We start from the raw sequence: 18,823 nt of genomic DNA, 5'->3' as shown, positions 1-18,823 counted from the left end.
TCGGGTGCTCGGGCGCTTGCGACACCGGCGGCTCGCGTTCGTCGAGCGCACCCCCGGGAGATCCCGCTCGGCCGACCACCTAGCGTCAGGGCCGTGACGGACACCCTCCTGCCCGCGTCGACACCGACCGACGCGCCCACACAGCGGCACGGTGGTGTCCTCGCCGTGGGGCTGGTGCTCGGCGGGGCGCTGTCGGTCCAGTTCGGCTCCGCCGTCGCCGCGCTGCTCTTTCCGCGCACCGGCGTGGCCGGGGCGGTCACCCTGCGGCTGACGATCTCGGCGGTGTTGCTGCTCGTCGTGTGCCGGCCGCGACTGCGCGGACACGACCGCTCGGCCTGGCTCGCCGTCGGCGCGTTCGGGCTGGCCCTGGCCGGCATGAACTCGCTGTTCTACCAGGCCATCGAACGCATCCCGCTCGGACCGACGGTGACGCTTGAGGTGCTCGGTCCCCTCGCTCTGTCCGTGTTCACCGCCCGCCGGTTGGCGAGCTGGTGCTGGGCGGGACTCGCGCTGGCCGGGGTGGCGCTGCTCGGGCAGGGCGGCTTCGACCGGCTCAACCCGGCCGGGGTGGCGTTCGCGTTCGGCGCGGGCACGATGTGGGCCGCGTACATCGTGCTCAGCGCCCGCGTCGGCGGCCGGTTCCCGGGGGCGGACGGGCTCGCCCTCGCGCTCACCCTGGCCGCGCTGGTCACCCTGCCGCTGGGCATCGCCGACGGCGGCGCCGTCCTGCTCGACCCGCAGGTGCTCGCGTTCGGCGCGGCCCTGGCGGTGCTCGCCTCCGGCCTGCCGTACACCCTGGAGCTGCTGGCGCTGCGCCGGATGCCCACCTCGACGTTCGCGGTGCTGATGAGTCTCGGCCCGGCCGTCGCCACCCTCGCCGGCTGGCTGGTGCTGCGCCAGGCGCTGACCGCGTCGGAGTGCGTCGCCATCGTGCTGGTCATCGCCGCCAGCATCGGCGCCATACGGGTCAGCGCAGCAGTCGCAGGGCCCCGGGCACCGCGGTGATCGACACCGGGAGGCCGAGCGAACGTTCCCCGTCGGCGTACGTGACGATCCCGTCGGCGGCCAACTCCACCGTACGGGCCCGGTAGCTGCTCACCACCGGGTGCTCGACGTGGGTGCCCTGGTAGATGTGCGGCTTCACCCGGATCATCGTGCGCCGGTCGGCCCGGCCGGCCACCACCACGTCCAGCAGCCCGTCGGTCGGGTCGGCGTCGGGGCAGATCCGCATCCCACCGCCGTACGACGGGCAGTTGCCCACCGCCACCAGCACCGAGTCCATCTCGTGCAGCACCCCGTCGAGGCGCATCGTGTAGCGCCGCGGCTTCAGGCGGGCCATCTCGATCAGGATCGCCAGGTCGTACCGGCGGGGGCCGCGCGGCCACCGCATCCGGTTGGCCCGCTCGTTGACGATCGCGTCGAAGCCCGCCGCGAGGACGGCCCCGTACCAGCGTTCCGCGCCGTCGACGCCCGTCATCCGGGCCAGGTCGACCTCGCGGCTCCGACCGTCCCGCAGCGCCTCGGCGATCACCTCCACAGCGGCGACGGGATCGGCGGGAAAGCCGGTGTCGATCGCGAAGTCGTTGCCGGTGCCGGCGGGCACCGGTCCGAACGGGATGTCGGTGCCGGCCACGGCTTGCAGCGCCCGGTGCACGGTGCCGTCCCCGCCGATCGCGACCAGCGCGCCCGCGCCCTCGGCGACCGCCGTCCGACAGGCCACCTCCGCCTCATCGGGGGTGGACGCCGACAGCACCGTCACCGGCCGGCCGGCGGCGGACAGCCCGTCCAGCAGCCGGGGCAACAGGGCCCGACGCCGTCCCCGGCCGGCCGTCGGGTTGGCGAGCACAGCCACCGGGCCAGCGGCCGACGCGGCGTCCTCCGCCGGTCCGGGCCGAAACTCTTTCACGGTCACGGCCAGCACCGTACTCGTCGTACATCTGATGTTCATCGTGCGGAGGTAGCGCTCCCAGCCCACCGGGCGGCTCGATTCGGTCGACGGCGGACACCGCGACGCCGCCCCCACGTGGCGGGGACGGCGTCGGCTGGCTCTGGCGGCGCGGGGCCGTCAGGTCATGTCGTCGTAACGGCGTTCGATCGGCGCCGGCTTCGCGATCGGCTCCGGAGCACCGATCGGCGCGGTCGCGTCGACCCGCTGCCCGGCCACGACCGGGTCCGGGTCGAACTCCAGCGGCGAGACCTCGTCGTCGTCGAGACCGGCGTAGACCTCCTTGCCGCGACCCCGCCGCTTGTCGTTGATGAACGCGACGCCCACCGCGCCGAAGTAGAGCGCGGAGAGGCAGACCGCCAGGGCGGTCATCCCGAACGGGTCGGGGGTGGGGGTGACCACGGCGGAGAACGCGAAGAACACGAAGATCGCCACCCGCCACCAGCTCAGCAGCCGCTTCGCGCTGGCCAGGCCGACGAAGTTGAGCATCAGCACGATCAGCGGGAACTCGAACGCCACCCCGAACAGCAGGATCAGGTTGGTGACGAAGGAGATGTACCGGGTGACTTCCAGCGTGGTCGAGATGTCGTCGCCGGACACGTTCATCAGGAACTCGAGGCCCTTGGCGGTGACGAAGAAGGCCAACACCGCGCCGGCGGCGAACAGCGGCGCCGCCAGGGCCGTGAACGCGTACGCGTAGCGCCGCTCGTGCCGGTGCAGCCCGGGCGCGATGAACGCCCAGAGCTGGTAGAGCCAGATCGGCGCCGCGATGATCAGGCCCACCCACAGGCCGATCTTCAGGTTCAGCAGGAAGACGTCCGCCGGACCGAGCTGGACGAACAGGCACTTCTGGGTCTCCGGGTCGACCGACCCGGGCAGATCGCAGTACGGCTTCGACAGCAGCACCCGGACCGGCTCCGCCAGCCAGATACCGAAGCCGAAGCCGATCATGATCGCCAGCGAGGCGCGGAAGAGACGGTTACGCAGCTCACGGACGTGCTCGATGAGCGTCATCGAGCCGTCGGCGGCCCGCTCGAACGTGCTCGGGCCGCGCTTACGCAGGGCGAAGGCCACGGTGCGAAGGCCCTTCGGTCAGTTGTCGCGGACGCGGTGCACCGGGTCGACGACCGGCTGCTGCGCCGGCGGCTGCTGGTACGGCGGCTGCTGCGGCTGCCCCGCGTACGGCGCCTGCTGCCCGGCGTGCGGCGGCAGCGGCTGGTAGCCGGCCTGCGCGTCGGCCTTCTCGGCGAGGTCGCGGTCGTCGTCCTGCAGGCTCTTGGTCTCGGCCTTGATGATCCGCAGCGAGCGACCCAGCGAGCGGGCCGCGTCGGGAAGCCGCTTCGCGCCGAAGAGCAGGATCAGCACAACCACGAGAACGGCGATGTGCCACGGCTTGAGGGCACCCATGAGAAGCTCCAGTCGCTCTGTGTCCGGGGGGTGGTACGCAGCCCATCGTACGTGCGGATCGGTGCGATGCCACCCGCCGGGTGGTGGTGGTCCGGCCCGGCCGGTGAAGTCTTGACCAACGCGCGATGATCCGTCAACCACGTGGGCCGACGGCGCCGTCAGCCGCGCTTGGCCTTGATCAGCTCAAGGCGCTGCTGGGCGGTGTCGAGCTGGCGTTGGACGCCCTCGGCGCGCTGCTGCAACGCCTCCGCGGTCTCCTGCAGCGCCTCCGCCTCCCCGGCCCGGCGCTGCAACGCCTCGGCGGCACGGCGCAGCTTGGGCAGCCGGGCCAGCACCGGGCGCACGGCCAGCGCGAGCGCCACGAGCGGGAGCAGCACCAGCGCGAGCACGATCCAGATCAGCACGCCGGCCAGCCTACTGGGTGCGGCCGGCCACCGCCGGATCGCCCGACGGCGCGGCTGCCCGATCGACGTCAGGCAGCGGTGTCACCGGCGCGGGCACCGCGTACGCGTCGAGCGCGGCGGACGCGGTCGCCCGGACCTGCTCGGCCAGCTCGACGGGGGCGACCACGGTGACGTCCGGGCCGAGGCCGAGCACGAACCGTCGCGCCCAGCCCAGGTCGGTCACGCGCAGCGAGACGAGCCACTGGTCACCGTCGCCGGCCTCGACCCGCTCGCACGGGTAGTACTCGGTGATCCACCGTTCGCCGCGCCCGATCCGCAGGGTGATCAGCGGCAGGTCGGGCGACGGCCGGAAGACCCCCTCGGTGCGGTCGTGCGGGACGGCCTGCGGCGGAACGGCCGCCGGCTCGTCCAGCTCGGTGATCGCGTCGATCCGGTCGGCACGGAACAGCCGCACCGCCTCCGCGCGCCGGCACCACGCCTCCACGTACGCCCGACCGCCGACCATCAGCATCCGCAGCGGGTCGATCACCCGCTCGGTGGTCTCGTCCCGGGCCGCCGTGTAGTAGGTGATCCGCAGCGCCCGGCCGCCCTCCACGGCGGCGCGCAGCGCCTCGACCCGCCGGGTGTCCCCGGGGAGCCGGACCGCGACCGGCGCGCCCACGAGGTCACCGGCGGCGTCCTCGATCTTGGCGAGGGCCCGTTCGATGGCGTCCCGGTTGGCGACGCCGGGGGTTTCGGCGAGCATCCGCAACGCCACCACGAGCGCGAGGGCCTCGTCGGGGGTGAGCCGCAGCGGCCGGTCGATGCCGGCGTCGTAGGTGATGGTCACCCGGTCACCGTCGAACGCCATGTCGATCAGATCGCCGGGGCCGTAACCGGGCAGCCCGCACACCCACAGCAGCTCCAGGTCCTCGCGGAGCTGCCGTTCGGTGACACCCAGGTCACCGGCCGCCTCGGCGACCTCGATGCCCGGTCGGGCCAGCAGGTAGGGCACCAGGTTGAGCAGGCGGGCCAACCGGTCCGCCGAGGTCTTGGAACCGCCACGGGCGGCCGGGCGGGTCACCGGGCACCCCCGGAGACCGCCAGCTCGTCGTGGCGGACCGCGATCTCCTTGAGCCGCTGGATGACCGCCTCGCGGACCTCCGGTGGGTCGAGCACGCGTACGTCCGGCCCGTACCCGACGAGGTGGCCGGCCAGACCGTCCGGGTCGGCGTACGGCAGGACCAGGTGGTCGCCGTCCGGCCCGGCGGTCACCTCGACCGCCCAGCGACGCAGGCCGGCGGCCCGGCCGGGCGCGGCCAGCACGGTCGCCCGGCCGGTGCGCTCCACCGGCCCGGACCAGCGGGCCACGTGACTGATCAGGTCTTCTCCCAGCGGCGGCTCGTACGCGCCGGACGCGCCGGTCACCCGGACCGCGCCGACCACCCGGGAGAGTCGGAAGCAGCGGGTGGCGTCCCGGTCCAGGTCGTGCCCGACCACGTACCACCGGCCCCGCCAGCAGACCACGCCCCACGGTTGGAGCCGGCGGCGGCTGGGGGCGTCCCGGTCGGGTACCCGGTAGTCGAAGCCCACCTCCCGGCGGTCCCGCGCGGCGGCGGTCAGCGGCGCGAACGCCGGGTCGACGGTGACCATCGGCTCCAGGCCGAGGGTGGCCTGCGGGTCGACGTCCACCCCGGCGGCGCGCAGCTTGGCCAGCCCGGAGGACGCGGCGGCGGCCAGCCCGGCGTGCTGCCACAGCCGGGCGGCGATGCCGACGGCGGCGGCCTCGTCCGGTTCGAGGGGGATGTCGGGCAGCGCGTACTCGCGGTGGGCGATGCGGTAGCCGGGCTCGGCGTCGAAGACGCTGGCCGTGCCGGTCTCCAGGGGGACGCCCAACTCGCGCAGCTCGGCCTTGTCCCGCTCGAACTTGCGCTGGAACGCCTCGTGGTCGCGCGCGTCGTCGGGATCGTGCTCGTAGCCGGGCACGGTCGCGGCGATCTGCGCGGCGGTCAGGAACCGTCGCGTGGACAGCAGGCAGATCACCAGGTTGACCAGGCGTTCGGTGCGGGTCCGCGACACGCGGTAGACGCTAGCAGCCGACGCGCCCGCATCGTGCACCCACGCGGGGCGTGCCGCACACTTGTTCGGATCGGGTCCTCCTCCGGCGCGCCGCCGCTCCCCGCCATAGGGTTCTCCTCATGTCGCAAGCCGGGATGAAGACCGAGAGCGAGAGCGTCGGCACCGTGGTCGTCGCGGGCGTCGCCAACCTCGCCATCGCGGTCGCCAAGCTGGTCGCCGGGCTGATCTCCGGCTCGGCCGCGATGCTGTCCGAGGCGGCGCACTCGGTCGCCGACACCACCACCGAGGTGCTGCTGTTCCAGGCGCTGCGCCGGGGGGCCCGGCCGGCCGACAAACGGCACCCCTTCGGGTACGGCAAGGAGAGCTACGTCTGGGCGTTCTTCGCCGCGATGTTCACCTTCGTGGCCGGCGCCGGTTTCGCCGTCACCCACGGCGTCACCACGATCCTCGTGCACGAGCACAGCGGCGACTACCTCGTCTCGTACATCGTGCTGGCGGTCTCGTTCGTCATCGAGTCGATCTCGCTGGCGCGGGCCGTCCGGCAGGTCCGGCGCGAGTCCGAGCGCTGGCAGACCACCCCGCGACGGTTCCTGCGGCTCACCGCCGACACCACCGTCAAGGCCGTCTTCCTGGAGGACAGCGCGGCCCTGATCGGCCTGGTGCTCGCGGGCCTCGGCGTCGGCCTGTCGCACGCCACCGGCGACGAGGTGTGGGACGGCGTCGCGTCGATCCTCATCGGCCTGCTGCTGCTCACCGTCGCCGGGATCCTCGCCGGCAACAACCTGTCGCTGCTGGTCGGCCGGGCCGTCCCGGAACGGCTGCGCCGCGAGATCGAGCAGGAGCTGGCCGAACTGCCCGAGGTGGAACGCATCGACACCCTGCTGACCATGCAGCTCGGCCCGGACGACATCCTCGTCGCCGCGAAGGTCGACTTCCGCGACGACGCCACCGGCGCGCAGATCGAGACCACCGCCGACGAGGCGGAACGGCGGCTCACCGAGCGGTACCCGGAGATCCGGTTCGTCTTCCTCGACCCGACCCGCTCACAGCCCGGGGCCACCGGCACCGCCCGGCACACCCAGGCCGTAGACCCCGGCGACCCGCCGGCCTGATCGCACCCGGTCGCGGTCCGCCGCGCCCGCGCGGCTAGCGTGCCCGTCATGGTGCGATGGCGTACGGGGACGGTGGCGGCGCTGCGACGGCAGTGGACCGGGGCGGTGGAACTCGACGTCGACCTGCCCGACGGCACGCGCATGCGGGCGCTGGCCTACCCCGAGCTGGTCGGCACGCCCGAGCCCGGCGACCGGGTGCTGCTCAACGCCGGCGCGCTGCTGATGGGGCTGGGCACCGGCGGGTACGCCCTCGTGGTGGCGGTGCCGGACCGGCTGCCCCCGGACCCGCCGGACGCCGGCGACACCCGCGACGCCGGGCACCTCGTCAAGGCCCGCTACACGCCGTTGCAGCCGATCCTGCTGGGCGTCGACGAGGAGGCGTCCCCGCACCGGGCCGTGCTGGCCGACGCCGACGACCTGGGCGGCCTGCCCGTGGTCACCGCCGACCTGCACTCGGCGTTGCCGGCGATCCTGGCCGGCATCCGGGCCGACGCCCCGGGGGCGCGGGTCGCGTACCTGCTCACCGACGGTGGCGCGCTGCCGGCCTGGTTCTCCCGCACCCTGGCCGGGCTGCGCGACGAGTTGGCCGGGACGATCACCGTCGGGCAGGCGTTCGGCGGCGACCTGGAGGCCACCACCCTGCACGGCGGTCTGCTCGCCGCGCGCCACGTGCTGCGCGCCGACGTGGCGATCGTGGCGCAGGGCCCCGGCAACCTGGGCACCGGCACCCGGTGGGGATTCTCCGGCGTCGCCGTCGGTGAGGCGGTCAACGCGATCGCCACGCTCGGCGGGCGGCCGGTCGGCTCGCTGCGCATCTCCGACGCCGACCCCCGCCCCCGGCACAACGGCGTGTCGCACCACAGCCTCACCGCGTACGGCCGAGTGGCGCTCGCCCCGGCGGAGCTGGTGGTGCCCGACGATCTGGACCCGGCCCTCGCGGCCGAGGTCGACGCGGCCCTGGCGCCGCTGGCGGCCCGCCACCGGATCGTGCGGGTGCCCACCGCCGGCCTCGACGCCGCGCTGCGCGCCAGCCCCGTCCCCCTGTCCACCATGGGCCGCCCCCTGGACGCTGACCACGCCTACTTCCTGGCCGCAGCCGCCGCCGGCCGCCAAGCCACCACCCCAACCCCCTAACCCAAACCCCACCCCCACCCCCGCCCTGGTGATCAAGAGGTTTGCGTCAGAATCCGGCGCGATTTTGACGCGAACCTCTTGATCACCGGGACCAATCGGGTGGGGGTCAGCGGATGACCGGGCGTTGGTCTCGGGGTAGGGCCTCGATGAGTTCTCTCGGCAGGTTCAGGGTGTCGGCGCTGACCTCGGGCGGGGTGTTGGCCATCCACTGGGTCAGCGAGACGGACTCGAATCGGGGCTTACGGAACATCTCCAGGAACACCAGCGGCTCGGTGCCGAGGTTCTCGATGTAGTGGCCGTAGGCGAACGGCACGTACCCGACGTCGCCGGCGCGCATGTCGAAGGTGCCGGCCACCCCGGAGCTGGCGAACACGCCCATCCGGCCGTGACCTGACAGGTAGTACTGCCACTCGTCGTCGGTGGGGTGCCAGTGCAGTTCCCGCATCCCGCCCGGATCCACCTCGACCAGCGCGGCGCAGATCGTGGTGGCCGCGGCGAACTGGGTGACGTCGGCGATGCGGACCTGCCCGCCCGGGAACCGCTGCGGCTTCTGGGCCAGCAGCCGGTGACTGAGGGTGCGGGGCACGTCCCCGGTCGGGCTGACGACCCGGTCCTGGTCCAGCGGCGGCGGCACCTGGCCGGCGAAGATGTACTTCTCGCGCTCGGGGATCGTGTCGAGCTGATCGAGCCGCCACCCGAAGTTCTTGGCCAGCACGTCCTTCGGGGTGTGCGCGAAGAAGTCGCTGATCAGGAAGGTGCCGTTCTCGGTGAACGCGCCGTCGTCGAAGACCAGCAGGAACTCCACACCCTCGTCGAGCGCCTGGATGTGGTGCGGCACCCCCTGCGGAAAGAACCACAGGTCACCGGCGCGCACGTCGTCGAGGAAGTTGCGGCCCTCCTGGTCGACGGCACTGATCCGGGCGCTGCCACGGGACACGTACGCCCACTCGGACTGCTTGTGCCAGTGCATCTCCCGGTACCCGCCCGGTTCCAGCGCCATGTCCACGCCACTGAGCTCGGTGGCGATGGGCAACTCCCGTACGGTCACCTCCCGGGTCCATCCGCCGCGCTGCACCCGGGTGTGCGCGTCCGAAAAGGAGAACCGCAGGTTCGGCAGCGTGCCCGCGTCCGTGCTCGGTGGGGTCAACAGATCGGGGTTCTGCCGGTCGCGGACCACGTCACGTGGCCCGGGGTCCACCCAGCCCCCACCGTCGCGTTCCGGCTGGGGCACCGTCGGGTCGTTCATGATCGCCTCCCGCGTCGTCGCGTCCTGGCGCCGCCGGCACGCTGGGCGGCAGGACGGCCCGCGACGGCGACTGCCAGCGGATACCCGGCGGGGCGACCCGGCCGGGCCAACCCCTGGCCCCGACGGGTCAGCACGCCGGACAGCGGGCGACGAGGCGGGGCGAGGATCACCGGACAACGGGCGACGGCGCGGGGCGAGGATCACCGGACATCACGCGCGAGCGCGCGGGGCGGATCAGGAGAGGAAGATCAGGGCGAGCCAGCCGCCCACGATGAGCGCCAGCGCCACGGCCAGCACCCAGGTCGGCACGGTGTACTCACCACGCCGGTTGCGATCGATCTCGGCGCGGATCTTCTCCCGCCGGCGCTCGACCCAGTTCTGCCGCGCGCCGCCGCGCTCGGAGGGTTCGGATGGTCCAGAAGTCGTCATGGCGCGCCCAGCCTACCGGTTGCGCCGGCCCCGTCGGCGTACACCACCGTCGGGGCCGGCGGTCCCGTCACATGCTGGCGATCAGCCGCTCCACCCGCTCGTCGTACGCCCGGAACGGGTCCTTGCAGAGCACGGTGCGCTGCGCTTGGTCGTTGAGCTTCAGGTGCACCCAGTCGACGGTGAAGTCGCGCCGCTTCTCCTGGGCGTGCCGGATGAACTCGCCGCGCAGCCGCGCCCGGGTGGTCTGCGGCGGGGTCTCCTTGGCCTCGAAGATCTCCGGGTCGGTGGCGACCCGGTCCACCTCGCCGCGGCGCTCCAACAGCCCGTAGAGGCCCCGGCCACGGCGCACGTCGTGGTACGCCAGGTCCATCTGCGCCACCCGGGGGTGCGACAGCGGCAGGTCGTGCTTGCGCTGGTACCGCTCGATCAGCCGCAGCTTGCTGACCCAGTCGATCTCCCGCGAGACCGGCTCCAGGTCACCGGTCTCCACCGCGTTGAGCACCCGGCCCCACAACTCGACCACCCGCTTGGCGGCCTGGTCGCCGCCCCGCCGCTCGACGAACTCGGTGGCCTTGGCCAGGTACTCCTGCTGGATGTCCAGCGCGCTCACCTCCTTGCCGGAGGCCAGGCGCACCTTGCGGCGGCCGGTGATGTCGTGCGACACCTCGCGGATCGCCCGGATCGGGTTCTCCAGCGACAGGTCCCGCATGACCACGCCGGCCTCGATCATCCGCAGCACGATGTCGGCGGTGCCGACCTTGAGCAGCGTGGTGACCTCGTTCATGTTCGAGTCGCCGACGATGACGTGCAGGCGCCGGTAGCGCTCGGCGTCGGCGTGCGGCTCGTCGCGGGTGTTGATGATCGGTCGGCTGCGGGTCGTCGCCGACGAGACGCCCTCCCAGATGTGCTCGGCCCGCTGGGACAGGCAGTAGACCGCGCCGCGCGGGGTCTGCAGCACCTTGCCGGCCCCGCAGATCAACTGCCGGGTGACCAGGAACGGGATGAGCACGTCGGCGAGCCGGCCGAACTCCCCGTGCCGGGAGACCAGGTAGTTCTCGTGGCAGCCGTACGAGTTGCCGGCCGAGTCGGTGTTGTTCTTGAACAGGTAGATCTCACCTGCGATGCCCTCGTCGTGCAGCCGCTTCTCCGCGTCGACGAGCAGCCCCTCCAGGATCCGCTCGCCGGCCCGGTCGTGGGCCACCAGGTCGGTCACCGAGTCGCACTCCGGTGTCGCGTACTCCGGGTGCGAACCGACGTCCAGGTAGAGACGGGCCCCGTTGCGCAGGAAAACGTTGCTCGACCGACCCCAGGACACGACGCGCCGGAACAGATACCGCGCGACCTCGTCCGGGGACAGCCTCCGCTGCCCGCGATAGGTGCAGGTGACGCCGTACTCGGTCTCGAGGCCGAAGATTCGCCGCTCCATGATGAGACATTAGCCGCCCGGAGGCCCGGTTCGTCACTGTCACACCACAGGTCGCGCCCGAGGGATGGTCACATACCGGCTGAGTGCGACATTCCGTCCGGTCCAAGGCTGGCCACGAACCGCCGGCAGGCGTCGTACTCCGGAAGCAGGCCGCTCTCGCGGGCCTGCGCGAGGGTCGGCGCGGCGTCGTCGCGCGCGGACAGCAGTGGCGTCTCGGCGGGCCACTCGATGCCCAGTTCCTCGTCGAGCGGGTGCACCGCGTGCTCGCCGGTCGGGTTGTACGTGGCCGAGCAGAGGTAGCTCAGCGTCGCGTCGTCGGTCAGCGCGCAGAACCCGTGCCCCAGGCCCTCGCTGAGGTAGACGGCCCGCCGGTCGGTGTCGTCCAACCGGACGCCCTCCCAGCGGCCGAACGTCGGCGACCCCACCCGCAGGTCGACGATCATGTCGAGGACCGCCCCGCGCACGCAGGTCACGTACTTGGCCTGCCCGGGAGGCACGTCGGCGAAGTGGATACCGCGCACCACGCCGCGCGCGGAGACCGACAGGTTGGCCTGGGCGAGGCGCAGCGGGTGCCCCACCGCCTCGGCGAGCTTGTCGAAGCGGTACCACTCCATGAACATGCCGCGCGGGTCGCCGTGCTGCTGTGGGCTGATCTCCCAGGCGCCCTCGATGCTCAGCTCGCGGATCTTCACCGGCCCACCCGCCCCTCGTTCTTCTCGGCCAGCAGCCCGAACAGGTACTCGCCGTACCCGCTCTTGACCAGTGGCTCGGCGAGCACGCGCAGCTGGTCGTCGTCGATCAGGCCGGCCCGCCAGGCCACCTCCTCGACGCAACCGATCTTGAGACCCTGCCGCTCCTCGATCACCCGGACGAACTCGCCGGCCTGCATCATCGAGGCGTGCGTGCCGGTGTCCAGCCAGGCGGTACCCCGGTCCAGCAGGGTGACGGACAGCTCGCCGGTCTCCCGGTACACCTCGTTGACCGCCGTGATCTCCAGCTCGCCCCGGGCGCTGGGGGTGAGCTTGCCGGCGATGTCGACGACCCGGTTGTCGTAGAAGTACAGCCCGGGCACCGCGTAGCGGGACTTCGGCCGAGCCGGCTTCTCCTCGATCGAGAGCACCCGCCCCTCGGCGTCGAACTCCACCACGCCGTACTCCTGCGGGTTGGCCACCGGGTAGGCGAACATCCGGCCGCCGACGACCTCGCTGTGGGCGGCGAGCTGCCGACCCAGGCCGACGCCGTGGAAGATGTTGTCGCCGAGGATCAGCGCCACCGACTCGGCGCCGATGAAGTCCGCGCCGAGCAGGAACGCCTGGGCGATGCCCTCCGGGCGGTCCTGCGTCGCGTACTCCAGCCGCAGCCCGAACTGGCTGCCGTCGCCGAGCAACCGGCGGAACTGGTCCTGGTCCTCCGGAGTGGTGATCACCAGGATCTCCCGTACCCCGGAAATCATCAGGGTGGAGAGGGGGTAGTAGATCATCGGCTTGTCGAAGACCGGCAGCAGCTGCTTTGACACTGCCCGGGTGATCGGCCAGAGCCGGGAACCGGTACCGCCGGCGAGTAGAATTCCGCGCACCTGGGGAGCTTAGCCGCAACCACCCCGCCGGCATGTCGCAGGTCGCCGCCGACGTACCCCCCGACCGCTTCGCGTACACTCCTGGACCCGTGAGGATCCTCGTCACCGGCGGTGCCGGATTCATCGGTTCGGAGTACGTCCGCATGCTGCTGGGCGTGCCCGGCGGCACGGCCGCAGGGGTGCCGGCGCTCGACCCGGCCGGCGTGACCGTGCTCGACAAGCTGACCTACTCGGGCAACCTGGCGAACCTCGACCCGGTGCGCGACGACCCCCGGCTGCGGTTCGTGCAGGGCGACATCTGCGACCCGACCGTCGTCGACGAGGTGGTCGCGGGGCACGACGTGATCGTGCACTTCGCGGCTGAATCGCACGTCGACCGCTCGATCGCCGGCGCCGCGCCGTTCGTCACCACCAACGTGCTCGGCACCCAGACCCTGCTCGACGCGGCGCTGCGCCACGGCACCGGCCGTTTCGTGCACGTCTCCACCGACGAGGTGTACGGCTCGATCGACGAGGGCTCCTGGACGGAGACCTGGCCGCTCGCCCCCAACTCGCCGTACTCGGCCTCGAAGGCCGGCTCCGACCTGCTCGCGCTGGCCTACCACCGCACCCACGGCATGGACGTGGTGGTCACCCGCTGCTCCAACAACTACGGGCCGTACCAGTTCCCCGAGAAGGTCATCCCGCTCTTCGTCTCCAACCTGCTCGACGGTGGCACCGTCCCGCTCTACGGCGACGGCGGCAACGTCCGCGACTGGCTGCACGTGCACGACCACTGCCGGGGCATCGCGATGGTTGCGCAGAAGGGCCGCGCCGGCGAGGTCTACAACATCGGCGGCGGCACCGAACTCACCAACAAGGAGCTGACCGGCCTGCTGCTGGAGGCCTGCGGCGCCGGCTGGGACCGGGTCGTCCCGGTCGCCGACCGCAAGGGCCACGACCGCCGCTACTCGCTCGACATCACCAAGATCAACCAAGAGCTGGGGTACGCCCCGAGCATCGACCTCACCGACGGTCTGGCGCAGACCGTGCGGTGGTACCGCGACAACCGCGCCTGGTGGGAGCCGCTCAAGGCGGCGCCGACCGCATGAGGAGGGCGAACACCAACGTTCGGTCCCCCCGTTCCGCCCCCCGAACGGCGTACAGTCTGCTAGGGAACGGCCGTTGGGCCGCCGCCGGTGAGCCACCCCTTCAGGGCGCGCGCACCACCCTGGCCGCCGCGTACGCCTCCGCCGCTCCACCCGCCCCGTGGAAGGTCGCATGAAGCTCACCCTCGTCACCGGCCTGACCGGCCTGATACTGCTGGCCACGATCGTCGAGCTGCTGCGCCGCCGGCAGCTCCGCGAGAAGTACGGCATGCTCTGGCTCTGCGTCCTGGTGATCGTCATCCCGCTGTCGCTCTTCCCCCGCCTGCTGGACAACGTCGCCGAACTGCTCGGCGTCCAGTCCGGCGTGAGCCTCGTGCTCTTCCTCGGCATCGTCTTCCTGCTGCTGGTCTGCGTGCACCTCAGCTGGGAGGTCAGCGCCCTGGAGGAGGAGACCCGGACCCTGGCAGAAGACTTCGCCCTGCTCCGCGCCGAGATCGACGCGGACCGGGCGGCCCGAGACGAACTGGTGTCGCACGATGGTTAACGGCAAGCGGGTCCTGATCATCATCCCGGCGCTCAACGAGTCCGGCTCGATCGCCGACGTCGTCGGTGAGGTCCGCGGCGAGCTTCCCGGCGTCGACGTGCTCGTCGTCGACGACGGCTCCACCGACCGCACCGCCGCCGTCGCCGCCGCTGCCGGCGCCCGGGTCGCCAAGCTGCCGTACAACCTCGGCGTCGGCGGCGCCATGCGCCTCGGCTACCGGTACGCCCGCGACCACGACTACGACGTGGCCATCCAGATCGACGCGGACGGCCAGCACGACCCCCGGTACGTGCCGAAGCTCGTCGACCTGCTCGACGACACCGACCTGGTGATCGGCGCCCGGTTCGCCGGCGAGGGCGACTACAGCGTCCGCGGCCCCCGCCGCTGGGCCATGGTCATGCTCTCCGGCGTCCTCTCCCGCGTCGCCCGCACCAAGCTCACCGACACCACGTCCGGGTTCCGGGCCGCCAACCGCCGGGTCATCGACATGTTCGCCACCTGGTACCCGGTGGAGTACCTCGGCGACACGGTCGAGACGCTCGTGCACACCGCCCGGCGGGGTTACACCATCCGCCAGGTGCCGGTGGCCATGCGCAAGCGGATGGCGGGCACCCCCAGCCACTCCCCGGCCAAGGCCATGATCTACCTCGGTCGGGCCTTCGCCGTCCTCACGTTGGCGCTCATTCGCCGGTGATCCGGCGGCTGCTGAGTCTGGTCCCACCGGGCACCGTCGCCGTCGGCGCCGGCCTGGCCCTGCTGGGGCTCGCCTCCTACGTCCACCTGGCCGTCGCCGGGCACAGCCTCACCGAGGCCGACTACTCGTCGCTCGCGGCGCTCTGGACGATCGTCTTCACCCTCGGCATCGGCCTGTTCATGCCCGTCGAACAGGAGGTCGCCCGCCTCGTCGCCGGCCGGCACAGCCAGGGCCTCACCCCCGGGCCCGTACTGGCCCGGGGGGCCGCCCTGGCCCTCGGCCTGCTCGTCGCGGTCGTCGCGCTGATCATCGTCGCGCGGGCGCCGCTCGCCGACCGGCTCTTCGCCGGCGACGACCGGATGGTCGCCGTCCTGATCGGGTCGCTCGCCGCGCTCGCCGTCGCGCACACCACCCGCGGCGTGCTCTCCGGCCTGCAACTGTTCCCCTGGTACGGCACCCAGCTCGGCGTCGATGGCGGCCTGCGCATCGCCCTCGTCGCCCTGCTCGGCCTGACCGGCGTCACCTCCCCCGTCTGGTTCGGCGCGGTGCTGATCGCCGCGCCCCTGATCGGCGTGGCGATCACCGCCGCACCCGTGCTCCGGGCCGTCGGCGGCGGCGTCCCCGTCGCCTGGGCCGCGTTCCTGCGCGGCCTCGGCCTGCTCATCACGTCCAGCCTGCTCTCCCAGGTCGTCGTCAACATCGGCGTGATCAACGTGAAGGTGCTGGACCCCTCCGACGTGGCCACCGCCGGCGCGCTGCTCTCCGCGCTGGTGCTCGTCCGGATCCCGCTGTTCGTCTTCGCCTCGCTCCAGGCGTCCCTGCTCCCCGGCCTCGCCACCTCCGCCGCGACCGGCGACCGCACGGCCTTCAACAGCCTCCTGCGGCGAGCCCTGGGCATCGTCACCGCGCTCGGCCTCACCGGCGCCGTGCTCGCCATCCTGCTCGGCCCGTGGCTGGTGCAGACCCTGTTCGACGCGCCCGACGTCCTCGGCCACGGTGACTTCGCCTGGCTCGCCGCGGCCACCCTCGCCTACCTCTGGGCGATGGTCCTCGGTCAGGCGCTGCTCGCCCTCGACCGGCACCGGGCCCAGGCCGTCGCCTGGGCCGTGGGCGTGGCCGCGCTGGTCGCCGCCACCCTCGCGCCCGTGGCCACCGCGCTGCGGGTCGAACTCGGCTACGCCATCGGTTCCGTCGTGGTCGCCGCCACCATGGCCGCCCTCCTGCGCGGCACCCAGTCCCCCACGCCGGCCTCCACCCCCACCCACGAAGCCGTCGCACCCGAAGTAACCACCGCCCCCTGACCCACCCATCCCAGCCCGGCCCAGCCCCGGTCAGCCCGGCCCAGCCCGGCCCGGACCAGCCCGGCGATCTTGCAGTTCCTGTCGCGACCAATCGTCATCAAACTGGCTTTTCGTCAACCGAAAGTGCAAGATCGGCGGGCTGGAGCGGGGTGGGGAACGCATACGGCGGGCAGCCCGGTCTCCGGGCTGCCCGCCGTATGCACGTACGGGAACTACTTGCCGTCCGCCGGCTTGTCCTCCAGGTCGGCCGAGCCCGCCGACGTCGTCGGCTTGTGCGCCTCCGTGGTCGGCTGCGCCGGCGTGTCGGGCCCACCCGCCTCGGCGGGCTCCTCCGCCGCCGCGACATCACCGTCGAGCAACGCCGTCAGCGCCGCCCCCGTGATCCGCCGGAACGTACGCCCCACCCGCTGCCGGTCCAGCACAGCCACCTCGAGCTGGTTCGCGGCGATCGTACGGGCCGCGCCACCCTCACCGCCGACGGTGCTCAACGCCTGCACCGCCACCCGGACGGCCTCACCGAGGGACATGTCCGCCCGGTGCTGCGACTTCAACACACCGGTGATCGCCTCGGCCTGGCCGCCCATCGCCATCCGCCCCGGCTCGTCGTTGACCGACCCGTCGTACGTGAGCCGGTACAGCTCGTCGTCGTCCGGGGTCGCCCCGACCTCCGCCACACAGATCTCCACCTCGAAGGGCTTCGACTGCTCGGTGAAGATCGCGCCGAGCGTCTGCGCGAACGCGTTGGCGAGGGCCCGCCCGGTCACGTCACGCCGGTCGTAGCTGAGGCCGTTCAGGTCGGCCATCCGCACACCCGCGCGGCGCAGGTTCTCGAACTCGTTGTACCGGCCGACCGCGGCGAAGCCGATCCGGTCGTAGATCTCACTGACCTTGTGCAGGGCGCTGGAGAGGTTCTCCGCGACGAAGAGCACCCCGCCGGAGTAGCTCAGGACCACCGCGCTGCGACCCCGGGCGATGCCCTTGCGGGCCAGCTCGGAGCGGTCGCGCATGATCTGTTCGGGCGAGGCGTAGAACTGCATGGCCACGGCGGCGGTTCTCCTTACGGCGCTGTGCTGACGACTGCTGACTGGTGGGGGTGGACGGCGCTCAGCCGCCCGGATTCTCCATCCGACCGGCGACCACACCCTCGGCGATCGCCGCCGTCTCGGTGTCGGTCAACCGGCGGGTGCCCTCGGCGGTAGCGGTCATCACCACCGGATAGATCCGGCGGGTCAGGTCCGGTCCGCCGGTCGCGGTGTCGTCGTCGGCCGCGTCGTAGAGCGCCTCGACCGCGAGCCGGGTCGCGTCCTCGAGAGACAGGCCGGTCCGGAAACGCTTCTTGAGCGCCGACTTGGCGAAGAGCGAGCCGGAGCCGATCGCGTCGTACCCGGTCTCCTCGTACGGGCCACCGGTCACGTCGAAGCTGAAGATCCGCCCGGCGCGCGCCGGGTCACCGGCGGCCAGGTCGAAGCCCGCGAACAGCGGAACGACGGCGAGGCCCTGCATGGCCGCGCCCAGGTTGCCCCGGATCATCGACGCCAACCGGTTGGCCTTGCCGTCGAGCGAGAGCATCGCGCCCTCGATCTTCTCGTAGTGCTCCAGTTCCACCTGGAACAGTCGCATCAGCTCGATGCCGATACCCGCGGTGCCCGCGATCCCGACCAGCGAGTACGCGTCGGCGGGGTGCACCTTCTCGATGTCGCGCTGGGCGATCAGGTTGCCCATGGTGGCCCGTCGGTCGCCGGCCATCACCACGCCACCGGCGGCCGAGATGGCCACGATGGTGGTCGCGTGCGGCGCCAGGTCGGCGGCCATGCCCGGCGGGAGCGGCCGACGACCGGGCAGCATCTCGGGGGCCACCCGGCTCAGAAACGTGGTGAAGGAGGACGTCCCCGCGTTGGTGAACACATCTGGTAGACGCCCGGATGGATCAAAGCCCGCTGCCACGTGGTTCCTCTCAGGTACGTGATCGCCCTGGCCAGCCTCGTAGGACTGTCACGGAACTGGCCAAGACCACCGTTGCAGTTGAAGCAGAGTATCCCGCGCACCCATCCGGTGCGATGATCGTGGTCCAGATGTTGCGGGTCCGCGCCGCCACAGATCGCGCAGACCCCGTCCTGCTCGGCCAGGAGCTCCTGAAACTCCTTCTCCCCGATGCCGTAGCGCCGCTGGAGGTGGTACTCGCGACTGCCGCCATGCAGTCGGAGCCTGCTCTCCTTGCCCTTCTCGTTGTGGCAGGGCTTGCAGTATCGGCCGTAACCGCTGCGGGCGGAGCGGTTACGCGGAAAGTCATCGAGGGGCTTCGTGACATCGCACTCCGGGCACCGTCGATGACCTTCCGGCACGGCGGGCAGTTGCCGCACGTCCCTGCCCTGCCGCTCCTTCACGCGCTTGGCATAGCTCGCCTTGGATCGAGCGTTGAAGCAGGGCTTGCAGTAGCTACCCCGGCCCTCCGGCCGCCT

21 protein-coding genes are annotated in these 18,823 nt (G+C 72.2%); 7 read left to right on the top strand and 14 right to left on the bottom strand.

Features of this window, described 5'->3' with window-relative positions; genetic code table 11:
• Positions 1-93: 93 nt before the first annotated feature.
• On the top strand, positions 94-1,005 hold the full coding sequence (locus ABZ272_RS28635) for an EamA family transporter (RefSeq protein WP_355053038.1): 912 nt from the start codon (positions 94-96) through the stop codon (positions 1,003-1,005).
• Here the strand turns inward: ABZ272_RS28635 and ABZ272_RS28630 are convergent.
• The 6 genes from ABZ272_RS28630 to ABZ272_RS28605 form a co-directional block, all read right to left on the bottom strand.
• Positions 968-1,906 carry a diacylglycerol kinase gene (locus tag ABZ272_RS28630; protein WP_355053061.1) on the bottom strand — a complete coding sequence of 313 codons (939 nt, stop codon included), beginning with the start codon at positions 1,904-1,906 and terminating at the stop codon, positions 968-970. The genes ABZ272_RS28635 and ABZ272_RS28630 overlap by 38 nt on opposite strands.
• 159 nt (positions 1,907-2,065) lie before the next feature.
• Positions 2,066-3,019 carry a twin-arginine translocase subunit TatC gene (gene tatC, locus ABZ272_RS28625; RefSeq protein WP_355053037.1) on the bottom strand — a complete coding sequence of 318 codons (954 nt, stop codon included), beginning with the start codon at positions 3,017-3,019 and terminating at the stop codon, positions 2,066-2,068.
• An 18-nt stretch (positions 3,020-3,037) separates the two neighbouring features.
• Positions 3,038-3,352: a Sec-independent protein translocase subunit TatA gene (gene tatA, locus ABZ272_RS28620; RefSeq protein WP_355053036.1), complete on the bottom strand. Its 315-nt coding sequence runs from the start codon at positions 3,350-3,352 to the stop codon at positions 3,038-3,040.
• A gap of 158 nt (positions 3,353-3,510) precedes the next feature.
• Complete coding sequence (locus ABZ272_RS28615; protein ID WP_355053035.1) at positions 3,511-3,756, bottom strand: hypothetical protein; 246 nt, start codon at positions 3,754-3,756, stop codon at positions 3,511-3,513.
• Positions 3,757-3,766: 10 nt separating this feature from the next.
• Entirely contained in the window at positions 3,767-4,819 is a 1,053-nt protein-coding gene (locus ABZ272_RS28610; protein WP_355053034.1) for a YafY family protein, read from the bottom strand.
• Entirely contained in the window at positions 4,816-5,814 is a 999-nt protein-coding gene (locus ABZ272_RS28605; RefSeq protein WP_355053033.1) for a WYL domain-containing protein, read from the bottom strand. Before ABZ272_RS28605 ends, ABZ272_RS28610 begins: the two co-directional genes overlap by 4 nt.
• Before the next feature lie 119 nt (positions 5,815-5,933).
• Between ABZ272_RS28605 and ABZ272_RS28600 the strand changes: the two genes are divergently transcribed.
• Complete coding sequence (locus ABZ272_RS28600; protein WP_355053032.1) at positions 5,934-6,926, top strand: cation diffusion facilitator family transporter; 993 nt, start codon at positions 5,934-5,936, stop codon at positions 6,924-6,926.
• A 48-nt stretch (positions 6,927-6,974) separates the two neighbouring features.
• Positions 6,975-8,060, top strand: coding sequence for a DUF3866 family protein (locus ABZ272_RS28595; RefSeq protein ID WP_355053031.1), 1,086 nt, complete (start codon positions 6,975-6,977; stop codon positions 8,058-8,060).
• A 106-nt stretch (positions 8,061-8,166) separates the two neighbouring features.
• Here ABZ272_RS28595 and ABZ272_RS28590 read toward each other — a convergent pair whose 3' ends face one another.
• The 5 genes from ABZ272_RS28590 to rfbA all read right to left on the bottom strand — a co-directional run bounded on the left by ABZ272_RS28590 (position 8,167) and on the right by rfbA (position 12,737).
• Entirely contained in the window at positions 8,167-9,306 is a 1,140-nt protein-coding gene (locus ABZ272_RS28590) for an oxalate decarboxylase family bicupin (RefSeq protein ID WP_355053030.1), read from the bottom strand.
• A gap of 234 nt (positions 9,307-9,540) precedes the next feature.
• A complete protein-coding gene (locus tag ABZ272_RS28585) occupies positions 9,541-9,735 on the bottom strand; it encodes a hypothetical protein (RefSeq protein ID WP_355053029.1) in 195 nt (64 codons plus the stop codon).
• Positions 9,736-9,802: 67 nt separating this feature from the next.
• Entirely contained in the window at positions 9,803-11,161 is a 1,359-nt protein-coding gene (gene pafA / locus ABZ272_RS28580; RefSeq protein WP_074309747.1) for a Pup--protein ligase, read from the bottom strand.
• Between the two features lie 68 nt (positions 11,162-11,229).
• Positions 11,230-11,853: a dTDP-4-dehydrorhamnose 3,5-epimerase gene (gene rfbC, locus ABZ272_RS28575; protein ID WP_355053028.1), complete on the bottom strand. Its 624-nt coding sequence runs from the start codon at positions 11,851-11,853 to the stop codon at positions 11,230-11,232.
• Positions 11,850-12,737: a glucose-1-phosphate thymidylyltransferase RfbA gene (gene rfbA / locus ABZ272_RS28570; protein ID WP_355053027.1), complete on the bottom strand. Its 888-nt coding sequence runs from the start codon at positions 12,735-12,737 to the stop codon at positions 11,850-11,852. The genes rfbC and rfbA overlap by 4 nt, the downstream gene beginning before the upstream one ends.
• Positions 12,738-12,826: 89 nt before the next feature.
• On the opposite strand from rfbA, the gene rfbB reads away from it, so the two are divergent.
• From rfbB to ABZ272_RS28550, 4 genes are all read left to right on the top strand, one after another.
• Positions 12,827-13,828 (top strand): dTDP-glucose 4,6-dehydratase, encoded by a 1,002-nt coding sequence (gene rfbB / locus ABZ272_RS28565; RefSeq protein WP_355053026.1) that lies wholly within the window; start codon positions 12,827-12,829, stop codon positions 13,826-13,828.
• 169 nt (positions 13,829-13,997) lie between these two features.
• Entirely contained in the window at positions 13,998-14,369 is a 372-nt protein-coding gene (locus ABZ272_RS28560; RefSeq protein ID WP_007459918.1) for a DUF2304 domain-containing protein, read from the top strand.
• On the top strand, positions 14,362-15,063 hold the full coding sequence (locus tag ABZ272_RS28555) for a glycosyltransferase family 2 protein (RefSeq protein ID WP_355053025.1): 702 nt from the start codon (positions 14,362-14,364) through the stop codon (positions 15,061-15,063). Before ABZ272_RS28560 ends, ABZ272_RS28555 begins: the two co-directional genes overlap by 8 nt.
• Positions 15,060-16,364: a polysaccharide biosynthesis protein gene (locus ABZ272_RS28550; RefSeq protein ID WP_355053024.1), complete on the top strand. Its 1,305-nt coding sequence runs from the start codon at positions 15,060-15,062 to the stop codon at positions 16,362-16,364. Before ABZ272_RS28555 ends, ABZ272_RS28550 begins: the two co-directional genes overlap by 4 nt.
• Before the next feature lie 212 nt (positions 16,365-16,576).
• On the opposite strand, the gene prcA is transcribed toward ABZ272_RS28550, so the two are convergent.
• The 3 genes from prcA to ABZ272_RS28535 all read right to left on the bottom strand — a co-directional run bounded on the left by prcA (position 16,577) and on the right by ABZ272_RS28535 (position 18,748).
• Positions 16,577-17,407, bottom strand: a complete 831-nt coding sequence (gene prcA / locus ABZ272_RS28545; RefSeq protein WP_355053023.1) for a proteasome subunit alpha — start codon at positions 17,405-17,407, stop codon at positions 16,577-16,579.
• Positions 17,408-17,468: 61 nt separating this feature from the next.
• The gene (gene prcB, locus ABZ272_RS28540; protein WP_355053022.1) at positions 17,469-18,308 is read right to left on the bottom strand and encodes a proteasome subunit beta; all 840 of its coding nucleotides are present in this window, start codon (positions 18,306-18,308) and stop codon (positions 17,469-17,471) included.
• Positions 18,227-18,748 carry an endonuclease VII domain-containing protein gene (locus ABZ272_RS28535; RefSeq protein ID WP_355053021.1) on the bottom strand — a complete coding sequence of 174 codons (522 nt, stop codon included), beginning with the start codon at positions 18,746-18,748 and terminating at the stop codon, positions 18,227-18,229. Before ABZ272_RS28535 ends, prcB begins: the two co-directional genes overlap by 82 nt.
• Between the last annotated feature and the right edge of the window lie 75 nt (positions 18,749-18,823).

It is taken from the genome of Micromonospora sp. NPDC005979 (assembly GCF_040614415.1).
GTDB lineage: Bacteria > Actinomycetota > Actinomycetes > Mycobacteriales > Micromonosporaceae > Micromonospora.
The sequence above is the reverse complement of the archived record's forward strand: the minus strand, read 5'-3'. Positions and strand labels throughout refer to the sequence as shown.

Excerpts from the sequence above, each read along its gene's own strand:
- tatA (WP_355053036.1), bottom strand. The coding sequence starts at position 3,352 with ATGGGTGCCCTCAAGCCGTGGCACATCGCCGTTCTCGTGGTTGTGCTG.
- ABZ272_RS28600 (WP_355053032.1), top strand. The coding sequence starts at position 5,934 with ATGTCGCAAGCCGGGATGAAGACCGAGAGCGAGAGCGTCGGCACCGTG.
- ABZ272_RS28595 (WP_355053031.1), top strand. The coding sequence starts at position 6,975 with ATGGTGCGATGGCGTACGGGGACGGTGGCGGCGCTGCGACGGCAGTGG.
- ABZ272_RS28590 (WP_355053030.1), bottom strand. The coding sequence starts at position 9,306 with ATGAACGACCCGACGGTGCCCCAGCCGGAACGCGACGGTGGGGGCTGG.
- ABZ272_RS28585 (WP_355053029.1), bottom strand. The coding sequence starts at position 9,735 with ATGACGACTTCTGGACCATCCGAACCCTCCGAGCGCGGCGGCGCGCGG.
- pafA (WP_074309747.1), bottom strand. The coding sequence starts at position 11,161 with ATGGAGCGGCGAATCTTCGGCCTCGAGACCGAGTACGGCGTCACCTGC.
- ABZ272_RS28560 (WP_007459918.1), top strand. The coding sequence starts at position 13,998 with ATGAAGCTCACCCTCGTCACCGGCCTGACCGGCCTGATACTGCTGGCC.
- ABZ272_RS28555 (WP_355053025.1), top strand. The coding sequence starts at position 14,362 with ATGGTTAACGGCAAGCGGGTCCTGATCATCATCCCGGCGCTCAACGAG.